23 protein-coding genes are annotated in these 26,599 nt (G+C 39.4%); 1 reads left to right on the top strand and 22 read right to left on the bottom strand.

Annotated features, from left to right (window positions below; translation table 11 throughout):
• Positions 1-55: 55 nt before the first annotated feature.
• The 18 genes from nirD to J7E77_RS00425 all read right to left on the bottom strand — a co-directional run bounded on the left by nirD (position 56) and on the right by J7E77_RS00425 (position 21,313).
• Positions 56-388, bottom strand: coding sequence for a nitrite reductase small subunit NirD (nirD, locus tag J7E77_RS00340; protein WP_214711585.1), 333 nt, complete (start codon positions 386-388; stop codon positions 56-58).
• Between the two features lie 36 nt (positions 389-424).
• Positions 425-2,839 (bottom strand): nitrite reductase large subunit NirB, encoded by a 2,415-nt coding sequence (nirB, locus tag J7E77_RS00345; protein ID WP_214711587.1) that lies wholly within the window; start codon positions 2,837-2,839, stop codon positions 425-427.
• An 899-nt stretch (positions 2,840-3,738) separates the two neighbouring features.
• Entirely contained in the window at positions 3,739-5,223 is a 1,485-nt protein-coding gene (locus J7E77_RS00350; protein ID WP_214711589.1) for a glutamate synthase subunit beta, read from the bottom strand.
• A 3-nt stretch (positions 5,224-5,226) separates the two neighbouring features.
• Positions 5,227-9,816: a glutamate synthase large subunit gene (gltB, locus tag J7E77_RS00355; RefSeq protein ID WP_214711591.1), complete on the bottom strand. Its 4,590-nt coding sequence runs from the start codon at positions 9,814-9,816 to the stop codon at positions 5,227-5,229.
• Between the two features lie 467 nt (positions 9,817-10,283).
• The gene (locus J7E77_RS00360; RefSeq protein WP_214711593.1) at positions 10,284-10,964 is read right to left on the bottom strand and encodes a FusB/FusC family EF-G-binding protein; all 681 of its coding nucleotides are present in this window, start codon (positions 10,962-10,964) and stop codon (positions 10,284-10,286) included.
• A gap of 99 nt (positions 10,965-11,063) precedes the next feature.
• Positions 11,064-11,333, bottom strand: coding sequence for a CD3324 family protein (locus J7E77_RS00365; protein WP_214711595.1), 270 nt, complete (start codon positions 11,331-11,333; stop codon positions 11,064-11,066).
• 308 nt (positions 11,334-11,641) lie between these two features.
• Entirely contained in the window at positions 11,642-12,421 is a 780-nt protein-coding gene (locus J7E77_RS00370; RefSeq protein ID WP_214711597.1) for a fumarylacetoacetate hydrolase family protein, read from the bottom strand.
• A gap of 236 nt (positions 12,422-12,657) precedes the next feature.
• Positions 12,658-12,993: a DUF1904 family protein gene (locus J7E77_RS00375; RefSeq protein WP_214711600.1), complete on the bottom strand. Its 336-nt coding sequence runs from the start codon at positions 12,991-12,993 to the stop codon at positions 12,658-12,660.
• Positions 12,994-13,050: 57 nt separating this feature from the next.
• The gene (locus J7E77_RS00380) at positions 13,051-14,136 is read right to left on the bottom strand and encodes an NAD(P)/FAD-dependent oxidoreductase (RefSeq protein ID WP_214711602.1); all 1,086 of its coding nucleotides are present in this window, start codon (positions 14,134-14,136) and stop codon (positions 13,051-13,053) included.
• On the bottom strand, positions 14,137-14,466 hold the full coding sequence (locus tag J7E77_RS00385) for a (2Fe-2S)-binding protein (protein ID WP_214711604.1): 330 nt from the start codon (positions 14,464-14,466) through the stop codon (positions 14,137-14,139).
• Positions 14,467-14,500: 34 nt separating this feature from the next.
• Positions 14,501-15,589, bottom strand: coding sequence for an NAD(P)/FAD-dependent oxidoreductase (locus tag J7E77_RS00390; RefSeq protein WP_214711606.1), 1,089 nt, complete (start codon positions 15,587-15,589; stop codon positions 14,501-14,503).
• On the bottom strand, positions 15,579-15,902 hold the full coding sequence (locus J7E77_RS00395) for a (2Fe-2S)-binding protein (RefSeq protein ID WP_168243807.1): 324 nt from the start codon (positions 15,900-15,902) through the stop codon (positions 15,579-15,581). Before J7E77_RS00395 ends, J7E77_RS00390 begins: the two co-directional genes overlap by 11 nt.
• A gap of 12 nt (positions 15,903-15,914) precedes the next feature.
• The gene (locus J7E77_RS00400; protein ID WP_214711608.1) at positions 15,915-16,718 is read right to left on the bottom strand and encodes an ABC transporter permease; all 804 of its coding nucleotides are present in this window, start codon (positions 16,716-16,718) and stop codon (positions 15,915-15,917) included.
• The gene (locus J7E77_RS00405) at positions 16,715-17,551 is read right to left on the bottom strand and encodes an ABC transporter permease (RefSeq protein ID WP_251027946.1); all 837 of its coding nucleotides are present in this window, start codon (positions 17,549-17,551) and stop codon (positions 16,715-16,717) included. Before J7E77_RS00405 ends, J7E77_RS00400 begins: the two co-directional genes overlap by 4 nt.
• A 97-nt stretch (positions 17,552-17,648) precedes the next feature.
• Positions 17,649-18,707, bottom strand: a complete 1,059-nt coding sequence (locus J7E77_RS00410; RefSeq protein ID WP_214711610.1) for an ABC transporter ATP-binding protein — start codon at positions 18,705-18,707, stop codon at positions 17,649-17,651.
• Positions 18,708-18,722: 15 nt separating this feature from the next.
• Entirely contained in the window at positions 18,723-19,808 is a 1,086-nt protein-coding gene (locus tag J7E77_RS00415; protein ID WP_251026552.1) for an ABC transporter substrate-binding protein, read from the bottom strand.
• Positions 19,809-19,994: 186 nt separating this feature from the next.
• Entirely contained in the window at positions 19,995-20,711 is a 717-nt protein-coding gene (locus J7E77_RS00420; protein WP_214711614.1) for a GntR family transcriptional regulator, read from the bottom strand.
• A gap of 332 nt (positions 20,712-21,043) precedes the next feature.
• A complete protein-coding gene (locus J7E77_RS00425) occupies positions 21,044-21,313 on the bottom strand; it encodes a hypothetical protein (RefSeq protein WP_214711616.1) in 270 nt (89 codons plus the stop codon).
• Positions 21,314-21,731: 418 nt separating this feature from the next.
• Here J7E77_RS00425 and J7E77_RS00430 point away from each other — a divergent pair, with 418 nt between their 5' ends.
• Positions 21,732-22,373 carry a TetR/AcrR family transcriptional regulator gene (locus J7E77_RS00430; protein ID WP_214711618.1) on the top strand — a complete coding sequence of 214 codons (642 nt, stop codon included), beginning with the start codon at positions 21,732-21,734 and terminating at the stop codon, positions 22,371-22,373.
• A 114-nt stretch (positions 22,374-22,487) separates the two neighbouring features.
• Here J7E77_RS00430 and J7E77_RS00435 read toward each other — a convergent pair whose 3' ends face one another.
• From J7E77_RS00435 to J7E77_RS00450, 4 genes are read right to left on the bottom strand one after another with little or no spacing between them, the layout of a single operon-like run.
• Positions 22,488-22,775 carry an NAD(P)/FAD-dependent oxidoreductase gene (locus J7E77_RS00435; protein WP_214711793.1) on the bottom strand — a complete coding sequence of 96 codons (288 nt, stop codon included), beginning with the start codon at positions 22,773-22,775 and terminating at the stop codon, positions 22,488-22,490.
• A complete protein-coding gene (locus J7E77_RS00440) occupies positions 22,763-23,671 on the bottom strand; it encodes an FAD-dependent oxidoreductase (RefSeq protein WP_214711620.1) in 909 nt (302 codons plus the stop codon). The genes J7E77_RS00435 and J7E77_RS00440 overlap by 13 nt, the downstream gene beginning before the upstream one ends.
• Position 23,672: 1 nt before the next feature.
• Positions 23,673-24,809, bottom strand: a complete 1,137-nt coding sequence (gene solA / locus J7E77_RS00445) for an N-methyl-L-tryptophan oxidase (RefSeq protein ID WP_214711622.1) — start codon at positions 24,807-24,809, stop codon at positions 23,673-23,675.
• Complete coding sequence (locus J7E77_RS00450; RefSeq protein ID WP_214711624.1) at positions 24,806-26,164, bottom strand: MFS transporter; 1,359 nt, start codon at positions 26,162-26,164, stop codon at positions 24,806-24,808. The genes solA and J7E77_RS00450 overlap by 4 nt, the downstream gene beginning before the upstream one ends.
• Positions 26,165-26,599: the final 435 nt, after the last annotated feature.

Consider the following 26,599-nt stretch of genomic DNA (forward strand, 5'->3'; position numbering starts at 1 on the left):
CTACCACTTCCTTCAGTAGGATTCAGCTTTCATAGCTTTTTGAATAGACAACAAGTTATTCCGCTACTATTAAATAGACCATTTCATTTTCCACTAATGTTTGATAGGTTTTGACACATCCATGGTCTGGTGCTTGCACCTGACCGTCCTCCAAACAAATTTTCCAATCATGCATGGGGCAAAAAACATGCTCCCCACTTACAATCCCTTCACTTAAGACCCCAGCTTTATGAGGGCATTTATTTTCAACAGCCTTTATCTTTCCGCTCGATAGCTTAAATACCGCAACTTCTGTACCCTCATCCAACCGAACCGTTTTTCCCACGCGCTCCGGTAATTCTGAGATTAGACCAACACATACCTTTATTTTTGTCTTCTGCATATCCATTTCCTCCTCAACGAAATATTTTGGCATTTAAAAAAATTAAGACATTCCCACGGTTTCAAACAGTTCCTTCGTTGTCTTTTCATTCTCAATAATCTCTTTCCAAGGATCTCTATATACAGACAATGTTTCATCCATACGTGAGTTTAACTCCTTGCGCTTGTTTTCATCATCAAGTACTTCTTTGACATGTTTTAAGTCTACTCGTTCAATCCAAGCGGATGTACGTTCTAAATAATTTGCCGTTTCACGATAATATTGAAGATAAGCACCTGTAATTTCCATTGCTTCATCATCTGTTTTTACTTTGTAAAGTAAATCTCCTCCACGTACGTGAGTACCGCCGTTTCCGCCAACATAGATTTCCCAGCCGCCATCAATACCGATAAAACCAATATCTTTAAAACCAGATTCAGCACAGCTTCTAGGGCATGCTGAGACAGCCATTTTTACTTTATGAGGAGTTTGCAATCCTTCAAATTTCTTTTCAAGGCGAATGCCTAATCCCATGGAATCCTGTGTTCCAAAGCGGCAGAATTGCTCACCAACACATGTTTTAACGGTACGAAGTGATTTACCATAGGCATATCCTGAATTCATATCTAAATCTTCCCATACCTTCGGCAAATCATCTTTTTTCACACCAAAAAGGTCGATACGCTGTCCGCCTGTTACTTTTACTAATGGAATCTCATATTTATCAACGACATCAGCAATCCGGCGCAGATCGTTTGCATTTGTCACTCCACCATACATTCTAGGTACAACGGAATACGTTCCATCCTTTTGAATATTGGCATGCATACGCTCATTGACAAAACGTGATTCTCTTTCATCTTGATATTCTGTTGGATGGACCATCCCTAAATAGTAGTTAAGGGCAGGGCGGCATTTTGAACAGCCTTCTTCCGTTTCCCATTCAAGAACATTCATCACTTCTTTAACATGTGTTAAGCCTTTTACTTTAATGGCTTCGACTACTTCGTCTCTTGATAAGGTTGTACAGCCACAAATCGCTTCTTTTTGTGCAGATGCATTAAATTCGGATCCCAGAGTAAGCTGAAGGACATCCGCAACCAATGGTTTACATCCTCCACAAGAGCGAGATGCACTTGTACAAGCCTTTATCCCATCTACGGTCGTACAGCCTTGTTCTAAAATGGCCTGAACAATGGTCCCTTTTGAGACGCCATTACATCCACAAATGATTTCATCTGCAGACATACTGGCGACTAAACTTTCTCCAGCCTGTTGACCCACAGGCTGCAGAATCGATATTTTAGCTGTATCCGAAATGTCTGCCTGTTTATTAATCATCGAAAACAGCCGGTTCCCTTCGCTGCTGTCACCGAATAATACAGCTCCAACAATTTGATTGCCGCGAAGGACGATTTTCTTATAGATCCCATCCTGTTCATCAAAGACCTTTAATGCTTTTTTATCTTCGCCTTCTATAAAATCGCCTGCTGAAAATACTTCGACACCTGACACCTTCAATTGAGTGGACAAAATCGAACCTTTATAAGGCTCTGTATCTACACCGCAAATATGTTTAGCCAACACTTTTCCTTGTTCATACAATGGGGCGACAAGCCCGTATGGAATACCGTTATGTTCAGCACACTCCCCCACTGCATAAATATGAGGAATATCCGTTTGTAAATAATCATTGACTACAATTCCTCTATTAACGGTAACACCCATTTCTTTTGCAAGAGCAATGTTTGGCTTAATTCCTACTGACATGACGACTAAATCTGCCTCAATTTGTGTACCATCTTTAAAGGTAACACCCTCTACGCGCTCTCCACCAATGATCGCTTCCGTATTCTTATCTAATAAAAATTTCATCCCTTGATTCTCTAATTCCTCTTTCAATAGATTAGCGGCGGTTGGATCCAGCTGACGCTCCATTAAGTAGGATGGGAGATGAATAACAGACACATCCATCCCTAAATTCAATAATCCTCTTGCTGCTTCTAATCCTAGCAATCCTCCGCCAATGACGGCAGCCTTTTTGTATTTTTTTGAAGCTTCAACCATTTCGTCCGTATCTTTAATATCCCGGAAAGTTGTCACTCCTTTTTTATCTGCTCCTGGTATAGGAAGGATAAATGGCAAGGACCCGGTAGCTAATATTATTTCATCATATGGCTCGGTTCGGCCTGAATCAGTGGTTACTATTTTTTGAAGGGGATCTACCTTTATAACTGTTTCTCCCGTATATAAAGTAATCGAATTTTCTTTATACCAATCCCAATCATTTAAGGTAATGTCCCTTACCTCCGTGTCTCCTTGCAATACCTTTGATAAAAGAATTCGATTGTAGTTCGGATAAGGTTCTTTTCCGATAATAGTAATTTCAAAATGCTCTTTTGAGATTTTCAAGATCTCCTCAATTGTTTTTACACCTGCCATTCCATTACCAACGAGCACCAACTTCTTTTTCTTCATGTAAAATCCCCCTCAAAGTTTCGGTAAAATGAAAAATCAGTGAACTTCATTGAAAGTTACTGAAATAATCAATTTTTGAATTGCGCAAAAATAATAAAAAATTCTATTTTTTCAACCTGTGTCAGATTTTATCACATGAAAATGTTAAATAAAATACTTAATTTCTAAATTTTTTTACTGCTCTCACATTACAAACATGTTGCAACCGCTTTATCAATTGATTTAAAAAGGTTTTAAAAAAATAAAAAAATTTTAAAAAATAAATTGATTTATCTCTTCCTGATCCAAGAAAAGAAACCTTTAGCCAAGTTCCCTTAAAGTCTTGCAGGAGGGTCTACTGCCCGTGAATACGGGATAAATTAAGAAATTATCACTCAAAAAGCCTAAATCATAAGAATTTAGGCTTCCGCTTTATTAATTTTCAAATAATAGAATTTAAAACTTTAGAAGGTCTTTGTTTATCTCAGATTACTCGGAACATTAATAATGTCATATTATATAACATGTAAAATACCATGTTAGAATTCCTTACATAAAACACGAAATAATGTTTGTGTAGTGTTATTATCAAAATAGAAAAACAAACGGGCGTTGCAAAATAAGGAGGAAGCATTATGAAAAAGCATAAAAATATGAATCTATTTTCTTTCTTAATTCTGATTGGGAGAGTAATGTTTTCGAAAAAATTCAATATCGGTTGGTCGTAGTTTAACCTTTAAGTAAAAAGAACAATGATTAAACTGTAAACATACATAGATGTTTACTTTAGAACGAAAAGGATTGAGCCCTGTACAATACAGAGTTCAATCCTCAGTAGTTGCTTAAAATAAATGTTATTGTTTATTACCCTTCCGTGGCTACTGTTATCAGACATTTTATTCCTAATTTGATGGATTGTTCTAAGGTAAATTAGTTTCACCCATTAAATATCTGTCACATTCCCTTGCAGCCTCTCTACCTTCATTTATGGCCCAGACAATTAGACTTTGGCCTCGACGCATATCACCCGCTGCATAAACTCCTTCGATATTTGTTTTATATTTTCCATACTCAGCCTTTACATTGGTTCGTTCATCTGTTTCGACATGCATTTTTTGAAGGAAGCTTGGCTCTGGACCACTAAATCCGATCGCCAGTAAGACTAACTGAGCAGGCCAGATTTTTTCTGAACCTGGAATTTCTTTTCGAATTCGCTGACCATTTTCATCGGTTGTCGTTTCAACGTTAATGGTGTGAACCTCTTTGACATGACCGTTTTCATCACCTACAAACTTTTTCGTCATCACGGCATAGGCGCGGGGATCCTCTCCAAAGACAGCTGCTGCTTCTTTTTGACCATATTCAACCCGATGAATGACCGGCCATTGCGGCCATGGATTATCATCAACCCGAACTTCACCCTTTTTCTGATAAATATCAAACTGTGTTAAGCTTTTGCATTTATGTCTGAGAGCAGTAGCCAAACAATCTACACCTGTATCCCCGCCGCCAATGACAACCACATCTTTATCTTTTGCGGATATATAATGACCGTTCTCAAGGTTAGAATCTAATAAACTTTTTGTATTTGCATGAAGAAAATCCATAGCGTAATGGATTCCTTTTAACTCTCTCCCTTCTACGTTTATATCTCGTTGCTTTGTTGCACCACCACAAAGAACGATCGCATCAAATTCTGATTGTAAAGCAGCGATTGAGTAATCCCTGCCCACTTCTGTATTTGTCATAAACGTAATACCCTCTGCTTTAAGCAGATTGACTCTTCTCTCCACAACAGAATAAGGAAGCTTCATTTCAGGTATCCCATACGTTAAAAGGCCCCCAATACGATCATGACGTTCAAAAATAGTAACATGGTGCCCTGCTTTATTAAGTTGGGCAGCACAAGCCAAACCTGCTGGACCAGAGCCAACAACTGCCACCTTTTTATCCGTTCGGGTTTCTGGTGGCTCCGGTTTCACCCACCCTTCCTTAAAGCCTTTACTAACAATTTCTAACTCGATTGACCGGATGGCAACCGGTGGTTCATTAATTCCAAGTACGCAAGCTCCTTCGCACGGAGCCGGGCAAGCCAATCCTGTAAATTCAGGAAAGTTATTCATTTTATGTTCTCGTTTTAGGGCTTCTTCCCATTGGCCTTGAAGAACTAAATCATTCCACTCCGGGATTAAGTGATGGACGGGACAACCAGAAGTCATCCCGTTTATGATCGTGCCTGTATGACAAGTGGGAATCCCACAATCCATGCAACGAGCACCTTGTTGTTTTAATTCATTTTCTTCAAGAGGTAACGTATAAATGTCCCAATCATCCGTTCGTGTTACAGGGTCACGTTCGGGCCTTGATTGACGTTCGTAATCCATAAAACCAGTTGGTTTTCCCATCGTTCACCCTCCATCTTTCATCGAATTCACAGCTTTTTTGCTTTCTTCAAATGCCAGGAGTGCTGCTTGAGGTTCACTCAACCCGCCTTCTCGCAAGGTTCTAATTCGCTCTTGCATCTCTAAATAATCTTTCGGAATAACTCGTACAAATTTCTTACTCATATCTTCCCAGCTATTTAACACTCTCTTACCATATGGACTATGTGTATAATGAACATGGTTTTCGATTAATTGATAGACTGTTTGGAGTTCTGTCTCATCTTGGATCGAATCAAGATACACTTGTTCTTGATTACATTTCACTCGGAAATCCTTTGTTACATCTAATACATAGGCAACTCCACCTGACATACCAGCTGCGAAGTTTTTTCCGGTGGTTCCTAATACAATGACTTTTCCACCTGTCATGTATTCACAACCATGGTCACCAACACCTTCTACAACCACATTTGCACCACTGTTCCTCACACAAAAGCGCTCTCCAGCAATTCCACTAATATAGGCTTCGCCTGCAGTTGCCCCGTAAAATGAAACGTTTCCGACGATGATATTGTTTTCCCAGATAAAAGTAGCCTTTCGTGAAGGGCGAACAATAATTTTTCCCCCTGATAATCCCTTTCCGATAAAATCATTGGCATCTCCAACTAGTCTCATGGTTAATCCAGGTGGAATAAATGCACCAAAGCTTTGACCGGCAGAGCCTGTAAAAGTTAGGCGAATGGTATCCTCAGGCAACCCCTTGGCACCATACCGTTTCGTAATTTCACTGCCTAACATGGTTCCTGCAACTCGGTTAATGTTCCGAATCGATAAAGTCGCCTCTATTGGTTCTTGTTTTTCAAGCGCTTCTTTACATAACGGGATTAATTCTTGCTTATCTAATGTTTTATCGAGTCCGTGAACCTGTTCAACCGTTGCATAACGACTAACATGTTTAGGTACTTCAGGCTGATAGAGAAGGGCCGATAAGTCAATCCCTTTGGTTTTCCAATGGGTAATGGCTTTATTCGTCTCTAAAACATCTGTCCTTCCGATCATTTCATTTATGGTCCGGAACCCAAGTTCTGCCATGAGTTCCCTCACTTCCATAGCAATGAATCTCATAAAATTAGCAACATGCTCAGGTTCACCAGTAAACTTTTTTCGTAACTCCGGGTTTTGAGTGGCAACCCCTACTGGACATGTATCAAGATGACAAACACGCATTAAAATACATCCAAGTACGACTAACGGTGCGGTTGAAAATCCATATTCCTCCGCACCAAGTAAGGAAGCAATCACAACATCCCGGCCTGTCATCATTTTCCCATCTGTTTCCACAACGATCCGGTCACGCAAACGATTTAAGAGCAATGTTTGATGTGTCTCTGCCAGCCCAATTTCCCATGGTAACCCAGCATGTTTCAAGCTTGTCCTTGGTGCCGCTCCAGTTCCGCCGTCATATCCGCTAATAAGAACAAGATCTGCTCTCCCTTTAGCAACACCAGCAGCAATGGTTCCTACACCAACTTCTGATACAAGCTTGACACTCACTCTTGCAGAAGGATTTGCATTTTTTAAGTTATGGATTAATTCAGCTAAATCTTCTATGGAATAAATATCATGGTGCGGCGGTGGTGAAATCAAATCTACACCTGGTGTAGAACCTCTAACCTCTGCAATCCATGGATAAACTTTTTTCCCCGGAAGATGCCCCCCTTCTCCTGGTTTAGCACCTTGGGCCACTTTAATTTGGATCTCATCGGCGTTTACTAGATAATGACTATTCACTCCGAAGCGACCAGAAGCAACTTGTTTAATCGCACTACGACGCAAATCGCCATTTGGATCAGGTGTAAATCTGTTAGGGTCTTCTCCCCCTTCTCCAGAGTTACTTTTGGCACCAATTTTGTTCATTGCAATGGCAAGCGCTTCGTGGGCTTCACTACTTATCGAGCCGTATGACATCGCTCCCGTTTTAAACCGTTTACAAATTTCTTCAATGGACTCCACTTCTTCAATCGGTATCGCTTCTCGTTTTTTAAACGATAGCATGCCTCGAATCGATTGAAGATTATGCTTCGGATCTGTCAGTAAGGATGAATATTCTTTAAATAGCTTGTAATTATTTGTTCGGCAAGCTTGTTGTAACAGGTGAATCGTCCGAGGATTGTATTGATGATCTTCCCCGTCGTGGCGCCACTGAAAATCATCACCTGTTTCCAATGTCCTCTCCTCACCTCTTGACTCATCAAAGGCTCTTTTATGCCTCATCATCACTTCTTCGGCAATAATATCTAACCCTATACCGCCTATTCGCGTGGCAGTTCGAGTAAAGTATTTATCAATAACGTCCTTGTCAATTCCGATTGCCTCAAAGATTTGTGCACCACGATAACTTTGAATGGTCGAAATCCCCATTTTCGATAGCACTTTAACGATTCCATCTGTCGATGCCTTTATGTAAACATCAATAGCATCCTCAACCTGCATTTCACGTATATCATCCATTTCAATCAAACCTCGCAGTGACTCAAATGCTAAATACGGATTAATGGCTTCTGCCCCAAAGCCAAGTAATGCTGCGAAATGATGGACCTCTCTAGGTTCTGCTGATTCAATGATGATACTTACCTTAGAACGTGTCCCTTTTCGGATCAGGTGATGATGCAAGCCAGAAACGGCGAGTAAGGCCGGTAAAGCTGCATATTCGGCATTGACTCCGCGATCAGATAAAACGAGTAAGGAAGCCCCATTGTCAATAGCATTGTCAGCCTTTGAAAATAAATCGTCTAAAATCTGTTCAAAATTAGGAGCTTTAACAGAAAAATTTATAGATAGCGTTTCGCACTTAAAACTAGATTTATACAGCTTGCCTAGCTGACTATTCGTCAAAATCGGGGTTTGAATTTGAATTTGTTTACAGCTCTCAGGCTCAGGTTTGATAAGGTTTCTTTCTGGTCCAATTGTTGTGACAACTGAAGTAATAATTTCCTCTCGAATCGCATCAATTGGTGGATTTGTTACTTGCGCAAACAGCTGTTTGAAATAGTTATAAAGCAGCTGTGGTTTTTTAGATAAGACCGCAAGCGGCGAATCATACCCCATAGAACCAACAGGATCTTTCCCGTCCGTTACCATAGGCTTCAATACTTTATTTAACTCTTCGTTTGTATACCCAAAGGCAAGTTGTTGTTTCATTCGGTCATCCATAGTAAAAACTTTTTTATGATTGCTCGTTTCAGGCAGGTCATCTATACGAACTAGATGCTTAGCTAACCAATCTTTATATGGTTGTTCAGACGTGATTTCCGCTTTTATTTCTTCATCTGGAATAATTTTGCCCTTTTCTAAATCAACAAGAAGCATTTTTCCAGGGTGAAGTCTGCCTTTATATTCAATATCATCAACAAAAATATCTAAGGCACCTACTTCAGACCCCAAAACAATCATCCCGTCTTTTGTTACATAATACCGGGCAGGCCGCAGCCCATTTCGGTCAAGACATGCTCCTATTTGTTTCCCATCTGTAAATACAATGGCCGCAGGCCCATCCCATGGTTCCATTAAACAGCTATGAAATTCATAGAATGCTTTCTTTTCATCATCCATGGTGACGTCATTTGCCCATGGCTCAGGAATCATCATCATGGCCGTATGAGCTAGTGAACGTCCAGAAAGATGGAGAAATTCAAAACAATTATCAAACATCGATGAATCGCTGCCATCTGTATCAATGACCGGAAATAGCTTTTGATAATCGTTATCACGAAACAATTCAGATTCACAGAGGGCTTCTCTAGCCTGCATCCATTTAACGTTTCCTTTAATGGTATTAAATTCTCCATTATGGATGGTAAATCGATTTGGATGGGACCTTTCCCAACTTGGAAATGTATTGGTACTAAATCGCGAATGAACAAGGGCTAATGCCGACTTAAAGTCTCGGTGATTCAAATCAATATAAAAGGAATCGAGTTGTTCTGGAATTAGCATGCCTTTATACACAATGGTTCTTGATGATAAACTACAAACGTATAAACCTTCTTGATGTTCAAGATCAGAAGGGGAAACTTCGTTTTCTAATCGTTTTCGGATCACATATAATTTTCTTTCGAAATCACTTCTATCTTTAAGGTCGCCAGAAGGAGCTATAAACATTTGACGAATAAACGGTTTTGATTTTTTGGCAAGGTCACCGACATAAGAATCATTAACTGGTACGGTCCTCCAGCCTAGAAAAGTCTGTCCTTCCTCTTCAATGACTTTTTTAACTAATTTTTGGACCCTTTTTCTAATCTCTGGGTCTTGCGGTAAAAAGACCATACCAATCCCATACCTCCCTGCTTCAGGGAGTTCAATATTTTCTTTTTCACATTGTTTCTCAAAAAAAGAATGTGGAATTTGGGTCAGAATACCAGCGCCATCTCCAGTGCTAATGTCTGCAGATTGTCCGCCCCTGTGTTCTAAATTACATAAAATCGTTATCGCATGTTCCACGATGTCGTGTGACTTTTTTCCATTTATATTAGCGACCATTCCGATTCCACAAGCTTCATGTTCATATTCAGGCAGATATAAACCTTGTGCACTCGGATACCCAAGCTTTTTCATGACAACATCCCTTCTAAAAAAAATAGACCTATGATATCTTCTGAAGCCAGTGCAACTACTTCCATTCAAATAATGTACTTAGATATCCCCATCAATATTGAAATAATGATGGTAACGTTAATACCTTTCACATAAAAATAGTGTATACTTTTCATTTCCATTTAATTCTATCTCCAATAAAATTCGTGCCTGTCAAAACCCAAGTTATTCGTAATTCGTATTCAATGTGCTCTTTAGGATTCAAAAAAAAACCCTCGCAGATTAAATTTACGAAGGTTTTGAGATACACCGTAATATTCTGATAGACAAAAGAATACCGGATACGTAAGCAATGATTCTAGCAATGATAAAATATATATTGGGTGCAAACGCGCATTTTACAGAAGCTATTAAGTACAAGCTAAGAAAGATAATAGTTCCGCTGCACAATGAAATCTTTATGTTCACATAGTACATATAAATTAGTATTAATAAGTAGGTTCGACAAAATCCCTTGTTTTTTCTCCCAACGATTCTTGAAGGAAAGTTGTTAAGTAATCGACATTGGTAATTTTCTTGTTACATTCTGTGCTATCAAAGCAAATATAGTTTCCTATCGCTTTATAGTAATCAGGATTTTTAGGCTTTTTTGCTTTAGTAACAGTGGAGATATAGGCAACCTGGCCAAATCGATTACAGAAGGAACAGATATTATGCTTACTAAGCAATGTATATTTGCATTCAATCCCAACCATCTTCTCATCTAATTCAAACACAATTAACTTCTTATTTGTGCTGATATCCACCCAGCTTAAATACGTAAGTTGATGTAGATTCATTTTGTCTAAATCAGGAAGCTTAAATTTTTTATTTTTGGGAAACATCTTTTTCATTTGTGCTTCAGAGATTTTTGGAAATGGTAACAGATACTCCTGAAGCTGCTTAATGTATTTGTCATATTCTTGGTCGGTTTTAAGTGCAGAAAGATCTAACATTTCCTTTTGCTCATTCGTTGAATTAGGAAATAGTTCTATTATTTTCATGTTCGCTAGATCCTTTACGGCCTGGATTACATTTGGGGCAGCATTCTTTTTGTAGCTATCTTTAATCAGTGCTACCTGTTTAAGAATAAAATTAAAGTCAGCGTTCTTTATGTACTTTTCGGTCATACGTTCACCCTCCTTACATTTATTTTAAATAATAACGCTGGATGGGAAAATGTAAAATTTAACTTAGAAATGTTCAATACATAAAAAAGCACGGACGAATCATCCGTGCTTTGAATACACTATTTTTTTGATTGTTTCTATTGAAAGGAAATATTCATCCGCTAAATCCTGAATACTTGTACCGCTAATAAAGGCGCTTTTTATATTGGAATTGCGCTGATCAAGGAGCTTTCTTCCACCGCTAAGGGTACCCCATTTTCGATAAGTCATTTCCGGCTTAGGGATATAAATAGTTTCCCCCTGTACATATTTTTGTATTTCTCTAATAAGATTCTCAGGTAAAATGTTGCTTGCATTTACATATTTCATGACTGCCAGCCCCTTATTATTAATTGATTAAATAAGGTGCAAAGCCAAGAGATGAAATAGGCGATAAGTATTTAATTTAGTTTTGCCCCATGCAAAGTATCGCCTTTTCCATATTAGGCTTTGCATGAGTGGCAGAAGTACCAGACAATCTCGAAGGATTCTCCAACGTTAAGCACCCCCTTCTTGACACCATTATAACAAATTCCATCTGGGTGATGAATATTACTTTTATTAATTAATTGTTAGACCTGCCTCGGATTGGAGTAACTTAATGCCCATAAATGAACATATTCACTTATTTAGTATGATTAAGATTTAACTTGCTCTTTTGCCAATACAAATGAATTGCTTAATGTCCCAATCTCTTTAATTTTACATTCAATTGTATCTCCAGCACCGACAAACTCTGCTCCAACCGGACTGCCAGTCAGGATGACATCCCCCGGCTGAAGTGTCATCACTTTTGTCAGATAGGATACCATTCTTCGGATAGGAATAATCATTAGCTCGGTTGCACTATTTTGCTTCTCCACACCATTCAGTCTTGCTTCCACCTTCACAGCAAATGGATTTAATTCTGTCTCAATAACTGGCCCTAGTGGTGTGAAGGTATCAAAGGACTTACCAATGGTCCAATGCCCGTCCTGATGAAAAAATTGAGGAGCTGTTACATCGTTTCCAACCGTGTATCCGAACACGTAATCCAACACTTCTGATTCAGGAACATTTTTAGCTTCCTTACCAATGACAATGGCTAACTCTGATTCGAACTTCACCTTTTCGATCCCTTCCGGAATGACGATATCTTCCTCAGGCCCAATAACGGAGGATATTGGTTTAAAGAAGAATACCGGAATTTTTGGAAGCTCTGAAGGTCGGTCTTCAAATTTAGAAACATAGTTTGCTCCAATTCCAATAATTTGGTTTGGCTTTATAGGCGCCAGCAGTGTCACATCAGTTACAGAAAATATTTGTCCTGTATACTCCCAATTATCGCCAAAAATATCTCCATTAATTTCTTGTATCGTGTTTTCAGACATCACACCTGTGTAAACGGACGAACCTTTAGTAAATCTAGTAAATTTCATTGCGATACTCCCTCTCAAACAGTGTATTCTAGTTCAATCTTCTTTCGAGCCACTTCCGTTTTGATGGCAGCTTCACCGGTTCCGTCAAGGAACCCGGTGTTAATGTTTTAAAAAAATAGCATGATTATTCAATTGATTTCATTAATTTTATAAAAATGGCGTGCCTAAACTGATATTAGTTTAGGAACGCCATTTTTTTACTAAAAGTTATTTCTAATAAATAAAAATCTTTTATGTCACGATGAGGCAAAACTCTTTCCGTTCAGATAATAAGCGGACTCCTGAAATGTGCTGAAAGCGACTTCTACTTCTGGAAATTCGAGTGCTTGAATATGTTTGGTTACAATGCTGGCAAATTGATCTTGAATTTCCTGACCGCGATTGAACCATTTTACTTCAATTAATGGGTAACCCGGCACTTCATTGCCATCAAATACATAGGTAGAATGGACAATTTCTAAGGTAAAATTGTCCGTTCCACATGCACATAAATCCGCCAAATCTTGTACTAATGAAGTACTAACCGTTTTTACCTGATCCACTGAAACTCCTCTAATGATTAAATGTGGCATACAAATCTCTCCTATAAGGGTTTGCTGAATTTTTATTATATAAATTATGACACTAATTTATCTAAGGGCCAAATCAAATCTGCTGATGGAATAGCGATCAATTGGGATTGAAGTTTCCCCATCCAGAATTAACTCTGTCATAAGAGTCCCTATTAGCGGCGATAGAGTTACCCCGCTATGCGTAGCTGCCACATAAAGGTTTTCAATACCCGGGATATTCCCCAGAATGGGAAAACCATCTTCCGGCATGGCTCGAATTCCTGAAAAAGCGCGAACAACCTTTGCTTTTTTTAATTGCGGAACATAGTGAACAGCCATATTAGCCGTTTCTTGAATGACATCCAATGTGGTTGCTCTGTTAAATCCTTCTTCTTCCATTGAATAACCGATTAATACCTCGCCATTAAAGGCCTGTCTTAACCCGCTGATGGTATAATGTAAAAATGGTTTTAGGGGTTCGGTAACAAGAATCTGTCCTCTTAACTGGTTGACCGGAATGTTGATATCTACTAATTTTCCTAATTCTCTTGACCAGGTGCCGCCAGCAAGAATAAGATTCTTACAAACGAACGTTCCCTTTTGTGAGACAACAATGAATTTCCCAGGAAGCTTTTGAATTTCCGTTACTTTATTATAAGTAGAGTATTGAACTCCATTTTTCTGGGCCGCCCTCATATACATATCGACTAACCGAAAAGGATTTACGTTGCCATCAATGGAACTATACGTAGCGCCTGCAACCTCCGGATTGAGCGATGGTTCCTTTTCTAAGGCCTCCTCACGGGATAAAACCTTAATTTTGATGCCAATTTTTTTGTAGGCCTCCGCAAGCCGTAACGCTTTTTTACGATCGTCTTCATTAAAAAATGGGGAAAGTCCGCCAGTCCGTTTATATTCTACATCCCCAATTTTTTTTGATAAATAAGGATAAAGTTCGGCACTGTACATATTAAACTCTGCATACCAAGACGGTGTTTTATTATGAACCCATACCCACGCTTGTGTGGAACCTGAAGTTCCCGACAAAGGGAATTTTTGATCCAGTACCAGAATTCCTTCCTTTTTTCGTTCCGAAAGGTGATAAGCGATGCTGCTTCCGACGACCCCTCCCCCGATAATGATCGTTTCATAACTAGTTTCCATTTATCTCACCTTCCCATCCTCTAGCTCCACCTCATCTAAAACAGATTTCACCGTAGAAAATGAGGTACTATTCGTTGCTAGGGTTTCAAGCTTAATTGGACTTAACGGCATCCTCATACGCGGCAGTGGAATCTCATGGATAGATATGCCTGTTTTCTCATGAATTATAGTGGCCACCAGGCTATTGCATATTTTTGACTGGCATGGTCCCATGCCGCAGCGTGTCATTCTTTTAATATCATCAAATCTCTTGGCGCCATTCGAAATGACTTCCTCGATTTCTTCGTAACTGATTTCTTCACATCGACAAATAATCGTGGTTTTATCCAATTTATTCACCTTCTAGTCTCTTAATCTCTTCGATCTAAGAGATAAATTGGTCCTTAAGGACGGGATGTTCAAAGTTTTCAACATGCTGCATTCTTGCTTTCCATGCATCTGGATGAAGCTTCGTCTCAAGAATTTCGAGTTCTCTCCATAGAGACATGGTCTCGATATCGGCCTCTTGCTTACTGATAGCTCCCAGGGATTCAGAAACATTAACCCCGGCGATCATACCTGTTGTTAGTAAAACTCCCTGAGAACTGACCCCGGCAGCGTTCCCCGCTAAAAAAACATCTTCCCGGTCTGTTTGTAAAGATTTGTTGTATTGCGGGATCCAGCCTCCTAGTTCTATTTGATAACTGAATGAACAGCCAAGCTGGTAAAAAACATCGAGAATAGGCGACCGGCCGCCATCTATACATACGACATCAACACTTACGGTAAGAATCTGTTCTCCGTGCTCGATATCAATTTCCTCTACCTTACCAATTCCCCTGGCTTCCTTGATGGAGGAATTTACATAAACTGGAATACCTTTTTTTCGAACCTCTTCCCCTTTTTCTGCATCCCGTGCCGTTAAGCTTGGAGTTTTTTCAATTATCCCCTTAATCTGTACACCTAGCTCAGAAAGCTGGAGCGCAACATCCATCGCAAAGTCACTGGATCCTAAAATAACGGCATGTTTACCAGGTATCACAAAATCCCGATTTATTAGGGTTTGGACTGCACCTATGGTCATGACTCCCGGAAGCGTCCATTTCGGAAAAGCAAGGGCATTTTCAGCCGCACCCGTAGCCACGATGATTTTTTTCGCTTTAAGAGGAAATACATTGACCTCATCCGAAAGACCAACACTTCCATCCTTGTAAAAGCCAATCACACGATGACCTAGCAAACAACGAATTGAGTTGTCTTCTAATTGTTTCGTTAAAAGTCCAGCCAGCTCAAACCCGCGCATAGGCTGATAGGAAGAAGGCAGCGAATGAAGGACCTGGGTCTGTTGAATCAATTGTCCGCCCATTGAAAGAGATTCTTCTACTATGGTTACATCTAAGCCTCTTGATGCTGTTTCCAAAGCAGCGGTAAGACCTGCGGGACCAGCACCAATAATTAGAACATCAGTCTCCACGGCATTCACTCCTTACTTCTGGATCTCCATCATTCGGATAAATCTTCATGCCTTCTTCGACCTTCGTCATGCAGGTTCGTACATGATCCTCTCCATTTACGGTCATATAGCAGCTGCAGCATCTGCCCCGCGAGCAAAACAAGCCTCTTGGCTGGATTAAATTCCTGCTCTGCCCTAATTTTTTTATATCATTGGCTAACAATGCTGCAGCGACGGATTGGTGTTCATAAGCTTTATACGGTTCATCATTAAAGTAGATTGTTACTTGTTTTTGAAGCTGTTCCCCTAATACGGGATGATGTTTAATGTGCATAAAAACACCTTCTTATGAATTTTTCGACTCAAATACTTTTCCTACGCCTAATACTCTTTCGATAACGACCATTAATACGACTGTTAAAAGAATCATGATACTAGAAACAGATGTGATGATAGGATCATACTGATATTGCATATAGGTATAAATTCGCACTGGCAGCGTAACCACATCGGTACTGACAATAAATAGGGCAACGGTTAAGTCGTCGAAAGAGGTAATGAAGGCAAAAATAGTTCCTGCTATTACACCCGATTTAATGATAGGAAGAGTAATTTGAAAAAATACCCTGAGGCTTCCCGCCCCTAGATTCATGGCCGCTTGTTCAATCATGCGGTCGAAGCCTACTAAACTGGCAATAACCAGGCGCATGACAAAGGGGATGGTTAAGATTATATGACCAATAATTAAAGCTGCCGGGCTCGCGGCCAAACCAATCCAGGAATAAAACTGCAAAAGAGCCACCCCAAATACAACGGAAGGGATCAAGAGAGGTGAACCAACTAATTGCATGATGGCTGTTTTTCCTCTAAATTGGTATCTGACAACAGCAATAGAAGCCATCGTTCCGATAATCGTTGAAAGGATTGCCGTACCAAATGCTACGCTAATACTGAGCATGAAGGACTGCATAAATTCAGGATGATTGATTAATTCGACATACCACCTTAATGTGATCCCTTTGGGAGGAAACACGATAAACTCGGTAGTTGTCAAGGAAGACAATAAAACAACGACAATCGGGGCAGCCAAAAAGATGTAGACGAGCAGACAAAAGAAATTTAAGCCGAATTTTGGTAATGCCTTCCTCATTGAATGGCCACCCCTTTTTTGGAACTAGTTAGCAATTTGCTATAAATAATGATGGTAATAGTGGCAATAAAGATTAATAGGAACCCAATAGCCGACCCATAAGGCCAATTCAGCATGATACCAACCTGTTCATATGTAAGGAATGACATCACTTTTACCTGAGGCCCCCCTAGAATCGCAGGAGTAACAAAGGAACTCACGCCTAAACTAAAAACCATAACGGAACCAGCAAATATTCCAGGCAGCGTTAAAGGCAAGATGATGGAAAAGAAGGTTCGAATCGAGCTGGCACCTAAATTTTGTGAAGCTCGGATTACAGAAGGGTCGATTCTATCAAGCGAACCCATAATACTTAACACCATATAAGGAAATAACACGTGCACCATTCCTATGACCACGCTAAACTCCGTATAGAGCAAGGTTAATGGTTTATCAATCAACCCAAAATTCATTAACGTATGATTGACCACTCCATTATTGGACAACAAAATGACCCAGCCATAACAACGGATTACCATGCTGATTAACAGGGGTGACAGAACTAAAAGGGTTAAATAATTCTTAATCCTTCCCTTTGCTTTTGTAATTTGATAGGCTACTGGGAACGAAATAACAATCGCAGCCAGTGTAGTAATCAGCGCTATTTTGACCGTCCGCCATACAACCCCAAGATAGAATTTATCTGTAATAAATTTAATATAATTCTGTAGCGTCCAGTCATTGCCAATCCCGCTTGCTGCGTCAAAAGTCTTAAAGCTTGTGATAAAAAGGAAGAACAACGGAAGCAAAAAGAAGAAAATAAAAATACCGAGGGTCGGAAGTAATAAAAGCAAATAATCAAGCTTTTTTTCGTTAAATGCTTTTTTTTCTCCCTGAATAGCAGTTCCTGTTCCTGATACGCTGTTTCAGCCTGCATTGGATAGAGTCACCTCACTTTTTGGTAGCTAATAAATCCTCTGGATTCCATTTAATACATACATGTTTCCCCTCTTGAACCAGATCAGGATTTAACGCAACATTGGAAATATCAGCAATGAATTGTTTCTCCTTGTTTACTAAAATGTACCGGGTTTTCGCACCCAAAAACATTTTCCTTTCCACGCTAACCTGAAGACCATCACTATTTTCTATCGAAATTTGTATTTTTTCAGGCCTAATATAAAAGTCAATCACAGAATCCTTCGGCTGGTGAACCGATAGAACCTGCTCATAGCCGTCCAAAGACACTACACATTGATTATCACTTAGTGCCTCGAGCACCTGACCTTGAATCTGGTTTACTTCGCCAATAAACCTAGAGACGAAATCAGTCTGAGGGTGGTTGTAAATGGCCACTGGAGTATCGACCTGTTCAATTCTGCCTTCATACATAACCGCTATTCTGTCTGAAATCGCAAGTGCCTCTTCCTGATCATGGGTTACAAAAATGGTGGTAATCCCAACCTTTTTTTGAATTTCCACGATTTCTTCACGCATTTCTTGACGGAGTTTGGCATCCAGATTGCTTAATGGTTCATCAAGAAGCAAAACTTTCGGCTTGATCACGAGTGCTCTTGCTAGTGAAACACGCTGCTGCTGACCACCGGACAGCTCCTTTGGATAGCGTTTTTCATAGCCTGCCAGCCGGACCATCTCAAGCGCTTCTGTAACACGGGTATGAATCTCGCTTTTACTAACCTTGCGAAGCTTTAAACCATAGGCAACATTATCAAATACGGTCATGTGGGGAAAGAGAGCATAGTTTTGAAAAACCATGCCCATTTCTCTTTTATTAGGAGGAAGCAGGTGAACAGGCTTCCCATCCACCACGATTCTTCCGCCGTCTACATCTAGAAACCCAGCAATCATATTTAAGGTAGTTGTTTTTCCGCAGCCTGATGGCCCAAGGAAAGAAACAAGCTCTCCCTGCTTGATTTCAAGGTTCATCTTTTTTACAACTTCTGTTTTATTAAAGGTTTTTACTACGTTTTCAAGGCATAAATAGCTCATCATTTCACCCCTTCATTAGTGGGTCACTTCAATTTCTTTATTTGCTCTCTCTGTCCATTCAGCTCTCTTTGTATTGACATACTCCCAATCTACTTTAACAAGCTTTGCAATTTCATCTTCACCGTAAACGATCTTCTTGGTAATATCCCCATCTAGTTTCACGTTTTTATTGACAGGACCGTCAAATAAAGCGTTTGCAAATTCCACTTGGGTATCTTCACTTAACATAAAATTAACAAACTTTTGGGCCAGCTCTTCATTTGGAGCGCCTTTTACCACACTAACCGTTGCCATAAGTGCAGGGGCACCCTCCTCTGGAATCACATACTCAATTGGGAATCCTGTATCTTGCAGAGTGTACACGCGGCTGCTTCCCCACGCACTTGCAACTGTTTGACCTTGTAAGAAGTAGTTAGAAACATCAGCGGTTTTATCAAATGTCACTGCGTTTTTAGCAATTTCCTTCATTTTTTCAAATCCAGGTTCAATATCCTGCGCGCTTCCGCCGTTTGCTATAGCTGACATGAGAAGCATATGCACTCCGTACGTATTGGCAATGGATGGCAGAACTAATTTTTCTTTAAACTTAGGATCTGCTAAGTCATTCCAGGATTTAACCGGCTCCCAGCCATTTTGTTTAAAGGTATCTTTGTTATAAGCTAATCCCGTCGTAATAATCCCAAAACCAACTCCGATCTTGTCCTTATCTTTGGCAATATCATAGACATCTTTCAGGTTTGTCACAATACTCTCATCTAATGGTGCTAGTAAACCAAAAGCTTTTGCCTGAGCCTGCGGTCCATCATCCATGAAAGCGACATCGATTTGCGGCTTATCCTTTTGTGCCTGAAGTTTTGACAGTGTATCAACAGAACTTCCGGTAATATACTTCACTTTCACACCGTATTCCCTTTCAAACTTTGGAATAAGTGTCTCTTTCATCTTTTTTTCATAGCTTCCACCGTAGGCAGCAAATACTAATGTTTTTCCGCCTTCACCTGCTGATTTTTCAGACGAATTGCCCGTTTGGCTGCTGCACGCAGAAATAATACCCAGAACAAGAATAATTAATAGAGCTAACGACACTTTTCTTTTTTTCATCATTACTCCTCCTCAAATATAGATATCTATCATATGCGGCAATACTTTAGCTACTCGACTTTCCTCCCTTTCCTTTTAAATTATTTTAGTAATCATTGATGTAATTTTTTAAATTTTCAGATAAGCGCTTTCAAAAAATATAATATTATAATCTATTAAGTTATAATATTATACATTTATTCTTATCTAAAAATGAATCTCAGTATAATAGGTAACTTGATCATGGCGTACATAAAATTTCGAGTATTCAATTACCTTTTCCTGCTTGGTATACGTAAACCTCTCCCATTCAAACACAGGCGTACCTGGTTCAACCTGAAGCCATTCTGCCATTTCACCTAAAGCAATATACGGCTTAATTAATAGCCTAGCCCTTCCTAACAAAATATGAAACTTATTTCTCAGAATATTGTAGATAAGTTCATTATTTATATCATTTGGCGTCAGGCCAGGACATTGAACATAGGGCAGATACGAGTACTCAAGTGCAACTGGAACATCATTCTCAATTTTTAAACGCTTGATCTTAATGATTTTTGCTTCAGGCTGCAATTCTAGTTTTTCTGCCACCTCGTTTTCCGCATTTTCAATCGAAAAACCGAGTAATTCATGCGGATGTTCCTCTTCTTCTGTTGTTAAGGAGAAGAACGCATTAATATCTTGTTCATTAGTGGAACCCGCTACAAAAGTACCTTTCCCTCTTTGCCGGTAAAGATACCCTTTGTTTACCAATTCAATGACCGCCCGTTTGACCGTAATGGTACTCACATCAAACAGATCAGCTAATTCCTGTTCAGTTGGCAGCTGATAACCTATATCCCACTGCTTGGATTTAATTTTTTCCTCTAATACCAGTTCCACTTGACGATAGAGAGGAACATGATTATGTTTATCTATTTTCATAAAATCACACCTAATTTATAATATTATAACTTTATAACCTTACACTATATTTACTATTAATACATAATTTACCGTGATTTCCCTCCGTTGTCAATATTTTTTGAATATTTTGTACATTAAAATTTTAATTATGAATGGTTTCCCCGCTCATTATTTTACGAACTTCTGACATCGCGGTGTTTTATTTTTAGGAGATGACAAATGGCCTCCATCGTTTGATGATTAGCAGAGAGGTAAATCTCGTGTTTGCTTGATTGCGGCTTAATTTTGCGCATCTGATCTCCTCTTTTAACAAACCCAAATATTTTAAGATGATTTTGAAAATACTTGGATCAGTTAAGTTTCCCCTGAAATTGGTCATATTTTTTCATCTCATCGATTGTCTCTTCTATTTCCCTGATAAAATGATCAAATAGTTGAGGATTCTCTGATTCATTAAAGTTTTGTTTATCGATGGAATTAAGTAAAGCAATTATCCCTTTAAACTTTAAATCATCAAAAAATGGGATTCGGCTTTCCCCGATAATTTCCCCTTTCACTTCAAGCTTCCCTTTGCCATTCTCCAACTTAAATGTGACTTTTTGCGTATTTTCAATATCCAATTATGGTCACTCCAATAAAATATAAGTTTATTTCCTATTTATAAATATTATAGTGCCATAAAGATATTAACTGGATTCAAAAATAGGAACAATAAAAATCTAGGATAGTCAAACTTTGTACTTTTTCTCTCTTCGAAGAAATTAGTTGCCTTCACGATGACCAGCTCTGGAACTTCTAACAATTTTCACACATCGACTTCCGTTTTTTCCTTGGATATGATTCAATTAAAATATATGCCATTATTTTCATCTCCTTGGTCGGAAATAGTATTTAGAGGTTTTGTGATAGTTACGATATTTTTACGATTTATGATGAAAAAGGTGGCCTTTTTTAAATTTGACCTTTTTGAGTGTACTAAAATACCCGTATTTTTGGAGCCTCACGGTTTAATGCTTTGATGAGGGGTTGGTGAGAACATTGAATACTTTCAAAAAATTACCCAGCGAAAAACAACTTCATATTTTAGACTCCGCGGCCGAATGCTTCGCCGAGAAAGGATATTATGGAGCCAGTATTAAAGATATTTGTCAAAAAGCCAATATTTCCAATGGCGCTTTATATAAATACTTTTCCAATAAAGAGGAAGTATTTTTAGCGGTATTGAATCAATGCCAAAATATTTTAGTTGAGCATTTATATCAGAAGTATACACATATTCATCACTCACTTCTTACTTCAGTTCGGGAGTATTTAGAGGAGATTGAAAACCTCCATTCCAAATACCCTAACTACATAAAAGTTTATGCGAATCTCGGCTCGAACAATATGGAAAAGTTCTCTCAAGAGTTACATGATGCTTTTATGGAGTCAGGCGCTTATATACTTAACATGGTTTCAGAAGCAAAAGCTAGAGGAGAAATTCATTCTTCAGTTGATGAAAAAGTGTTATCTTTTTTATTGGATAATCAATTTATCCTTTTCCTTTATTCATTGGTTTCAGATTACCACGAAAAGAGATTCCGGTCTTTTCTAAGAAAAGAAAAAAATGAAACGCTAACTAATCAAGAGAAAATCGACTTTATTTTGAACTCAGTCCAACTTTTCTTTAAAAACTCCTAATAAAAGGAAATGTTTTTATGGGTCATAGATTCATTTTTTATAATAACGATTAAAAAGCTTGTCGATCTCTTATAATTGAGAGATCGACAAGCTTTTTTCAATTATCCAGCTTTTTTACAGACTGGATTTTTCTTTTAAAAATCTGGCTGGGTCCATAAAATCGATATCATAATGAGTTTCACCTGTCAGGACGAGTTCAGACGCAATCCTGCCCATTAGAGGCGCAAACTTAAACCCATGCCCTGAAAATCCGCCCATTACGATGATATTTTCATTTCCTGGCAGAAATCCAACCAGAGGAGCATGATCTGGTGTATAGCCATCCATATACGCGGCCACTCTTACCGATTCAGGAATCAGGTCTGGCAAGCAGCTTTTGACACCTTGAATCAGTTTTTCGATATCTGAAGCGGCACATTCCGGTCCATGGAATTTGGATTTATGACAGGCCCATCACCTCGATCACTAACAGGTGCAATCTTCACCATGCTGCAATCCAATGAAGGCACTCCAAATAAATTAATTTCCTCCGAAAAACGGACAAAGATAGGAAATCGCTCTGGCAGGAATTGATTTATCTTTTCTGATGTAAACCAAGTCAATAAAAGGCGGTTAACTTCAAAATTGTCTTTTAGGGCAGGCAGCAATTTATCTAACCAAGGTCCAGCTGTAACAATCACTTTTTCAAACTCATATGCCCTATCATCGACCATAACGGTTACACCGTTTGAATGAGGAATTATATTTTGGACGGTCGCTTTCCTTAATATAGTGGCCCCTAATTCCTCAGCCCTTCTTGCTGCCGTTAGGACAGAGCGTTCTGGCCGTATAAATCCGGCCTGCTTATCTAGAATCATCACCTCTCCATCGTTTAAAGGATGTTGAGGATAATACACTTTCGCTTGTGCCGGCCCAATGATTTCGTGATCTAAGTCATAGGTACGAACACACTCCAAAATAGTTTTTATCGACTCATGCTGTTCGTTGCCAATCATTAGACCTCCATTCAAGGTAAGGAGATCCGTATTGGTGTCTTGTTCCAATTCGCGCCATTGTTGGCGGGAATCCATGAGGAGCGGAACATACTTGCTTCCTTCCAAATAGGCCGTCCTAAATGCTCTTGATTCTCCTCCTGCTGCAGAGCGATCATGTCCAAGATAAAACTGTTCAAATCCAATGACAGATGTAATTCCTTTTCGTGCCAGTTGCCACATGGCCATACTGCCCATTGTACCAACCCCAATTACCGCTACCCTTGCATCCTTCAGTGGGATTCCTCCCTTCGAAAAGTTATTCAACTTACATTTTTACTTTTAAAAATCGCTCTGGACGTAAGTGTGAAATATTAAAATTTGTATTGCCTGTTTCGATGAGATCTAATCCGATTTTACCCATAACAGGCGCTAACTTAAATCCATGGCCAGAGTATCCTCCCATAATAAACGTCCGCTTAAACCCAGGAACCAATCCGACTACAGCGTGCTCATCCGTTGTATAGCCGTCCATGTGCACACTGATTCTGACTGGATCTGGTCTTAAGTCTGGCATATAGTTGCGGACTGCCTGATTAATGTTGTTCAACTCAGAAAGAGCAACATCACGGTGTAAGTTGTCTGGATCTTCTACATCTCCAAAAGTATCAATGCTCCCTATCTTGACCATGGTTCCCTCTAATGTCGGAATCCCAAAAAAACTAATCTCTTCTGCCCATCTTCCAAATACAGGGAAAGCATTCGGCACATACTGATTCATTTTATCTGTTGGATACCACGTCATGACAATCTTTCGAGGAGTTAAATTCTCTTTTAATTCAGGAAATAGTTTAGTTGTCCAAGGTCCAGCTGTAACAATGACTTGATCAAAATCATATGGCACTCCATTAGCAACAACCCTAACCTTGCCTTCCAACTCTTCAATCTGCTCTACAGCAGCATGGCGGTGAATGACGGCTCCAAGTGCTTCCGCTCTTTCTGCTGCTGCAAAGACAGCCAATTCGGGTCTCATAAAACCAGCTTCTTTATCAAGTACCATAATGTCATCTGGGTTAAGTTTGTGTTGGGGAAATCGCACGTTTGCACTAGCTGCATCTAACACCTCATGACTGATATCAAAATCATGGGTACTTTTGATGACGTTTTTCATTTTGTAGGAATCTTTCGGCCCGATCATAAGTCCGCCGTTTAGAGTCAATAGATTGTATCCAGTTTCAGCCTCTAAATCACCCCATAAAACCCGTGATTCTTTCAGCAATGGAACATATTCAGCCCCCTCCATATACGCTGTCCGGAACATACGAGACTCGCCTCCGGCAGCTGAACGATCATGGGCGATTCCGAATTGTTCAAATCCCACCGCCTCTATACCTTTCTTTGCTAATTGCCAGAGTGTCATACTGCCAATTGATCCTACCCCAATCACTGCTACTCTTTTTGTCATCTAGCCTTTTCCTCCCTCAAGTTCACGTTATACAGTGGTGTTGCCACGTTTGAAGCCTCCACAAGTGAAATATTCCTAGTTTCTGGAGCCCACTTAATTGAAATGAATGCAGCAAGCAATAAAATTCCAGCTAAAATTCCCATTGTTATATTAATACCAAGGACATCTAAACTGATCGGTAAAAGAAAAGTTCCTACAGCTGCCCCAATCCGACTGATCATGGTGGCAAATCCTACTCCCGTTGAACGAATGTGAGTAGGAAAAATCTCACTTGGATAGACGGTTTGCAAATTGCCAGATCCAGAAGCAGCGAATACGTAAATGGCAAAACATCCCACAACGATAAATGAGGATGGATTTGGAATAATGGCAAGCAATGCAATTGAAATAGCGAGGATAAAGAAAGAGTAAATGGCAAAGCTTCTGCGCGAGATTTTATCCATAATCACTACCCCTACCACTGCCCCGGCCAATTGAAAGAGATTGGATATAAGGGTACTGAAAAACCCGTCCTCCATATTAAGGCTCGTGAAAACAATGGGTGTAAAAGTCATCATTCCGAAATAAGGCAAGACATGCAGGCCCCAAAATAAACCAGCAAATGCCGTTCGTGTTCGATAGTTTCTATTAAATAACTCTTTGACATTTGTCTTCTTGTTTTCCTCAAGACGGAGGTCATCAATCCGGACATGTTTGCCAAAAAATTTGTCCACAACTGCTGTTGCTTCGTCAATTCTCCCTTTGCTCACGAGCCATCTAGGAGATTCTGGAGCTCCTAATCTCATGACAAATAAAAGGAAAGCTGGTACAGCACTACTTGCCAGCATCCAACGCCAAACCTCTTCTCCTCCAAACGATAGCATGGCATAACTGATAATGACAGAAAACACAAAGCCCACAGTCCACATAGCATTCAAACACGCTAGAACCGTGCCCCGCTGTTTTTTCGGAAGCAGCTCTGACAGCAGCGTCGCACCTGTCGCATATTCAGCGCTAATCATAATGCCCATCAATAACCGAAGAATGAACAATTGCTCTGGGGATGTAACGAAAAATTGTGGAATGGAAAGCACCACAAACAAAGCAATCGTTACTAGATAGATAGGTTTCCTTCCAATTTTATCCGTCAGCCATCCAAAGAAGAAACTTCCCAAGAATAAACCAATCAGTGCAGAACTTCCGATTAACCCATACCATACAGAGCTTAACTCCATTTGGGGACCTAACAATGTAAGAGCAATACCTATAACACCTAAAATATATCCATCGCAAAATTTTCCACCTGTTGTAAAGATGGCTGTCCTAATATGGGTTTTGCTTAACGGTAGATCGTCCATAGAAATTGTTCTCTCCACAAGAGTTTCCCCCTTTATTCAATTTTTTGGCATCAGGTACTCAGCATGCTACGCTACAGAATATTAAATAAAACTAGATAGAATTCCTTCCCATAGACCCCCTTCCATCAAATATGATTCAATCGACCTAAGGAATAAGAAACCTACTTTTTTCTTTCATTTTTAGAGAGTGAACGTTCACTCTTCTACATAATAATAGCAACATCGTAGTGTTTATTCAATAGTTAATTTTGAATAATCTGAAGATTCATAATAAAAAGTATTTTATTTCCAAAACTTTATTTAAATCTAATTGGGTGTAAGATCCAGTATCATCCTTTACATAATTAATAATATTGGTTTTTAATCGTGGCGTGGGATATAATAGGGATCACGTTTATTAATTTCAGCTTAAACCTTAAAAGGAAGGTATCCTATATCACGAATGATTAAATC

This window comes from Bacillus sp. ISL-77 (genome assembly GCF_018613105.1).